Origin of the sequence: Micromonospora sp. CV4 (assembly GCF_003667455.1) — a bacterium.
Classification (GTDB): Bacteria; Actinomycetota; Actinomycetes; order Mycobacteriales; family Micromonosporaceae; genus Micromonospora.
This window is the reverse complement of record NZ_RCVI01000429.1, coordinates 1-778: the sequence shown is the minus strand read 5'-3', so window position 1 is coordinate 778 and position 778 is coordinate 1. Positions and strand designations below refer to the sequence as shown.

Below are 778 nucleotides of genomic sequence, written 5' to 3'. Positions count from 1 at the left end.
TTCCCGGGGCGGCCGGCCGGCGCGCGGGGCGGCGGCGGTCGGGACGGCGCTGTCCTCGGCCCAGACGGCGAGGCCACCGGACAAGCCGTCGACGGGCAGCCACAGCCCGTGGATGACCAGCACGTGTTCCCCCTCGTCGCCCGCCCGCGCCCAGGATAGGCGGCCCCGATGCGACGCACCGGTCAGCCTCGGTCGGCTAGCCTCGCGGCCATGGTCGACCTCCTGGTGATCGGCGGACTCGGGGTGGATGTGCGGGTCCGGGTGCCCGCGCTGCCGCTGCCGGCCGCCGACTCGCACACCGTCGAGCCGATCGAGCTGCGGATCGGCAACACCGGCGCCGGGGTGGCGCTGGCCGCCCGGGCGCTCGGCCTTCGGGTACGGGTGGTCGACACCCTCGGGGCGGACGTGCCCGGCGATTTGGTCCGGATGGCGCTGGCCCGGGCCGGGGTGCCGGCGGTGCTGGCCGAGGACCGTGGCGGCACCCGACGGTCGGTGAGCCTGGTGGACCCGGGCGGGCGACGCACCTCGCTGTACGACCCACGTCCCTGGCGAGGCGGAACGCCGTTCGCGCCGACGGAGCTGGCCGGGCTGGTCCGCGACGCCCGGCACGTCCACATTTCGATCATGGACTGGACGCTGCCGCTGCTACCCGCCGTGCGTGCCGCAATGCCGGCGGGCGTGGCGCTCTCCACCGACCTGCACGACTGGGACGGCACGAACGCCTACCACCGGCCGTTCGCCGACATCGCCGACCTGCTCCTGGTCAGTGGGGTGCGGC

Annotated in this window: 1 protein-coding gene; it reads left to right on the top strand. The window is 75.8% G+C overall.

Going from position 1 to position 778, the window contains the following annotated elements:
* Nucleotides 1-210 precede the first annotated feature (210 nt).
* Nucleotides 211-778, top strand: a 568-nt coding sequence (locus tag EAD98_RS29590) for a carbohydrate kinase family protein (RefSeq protein ID WP_121657241.1), incomplete at its 3' end; no start/stop codon positions are given.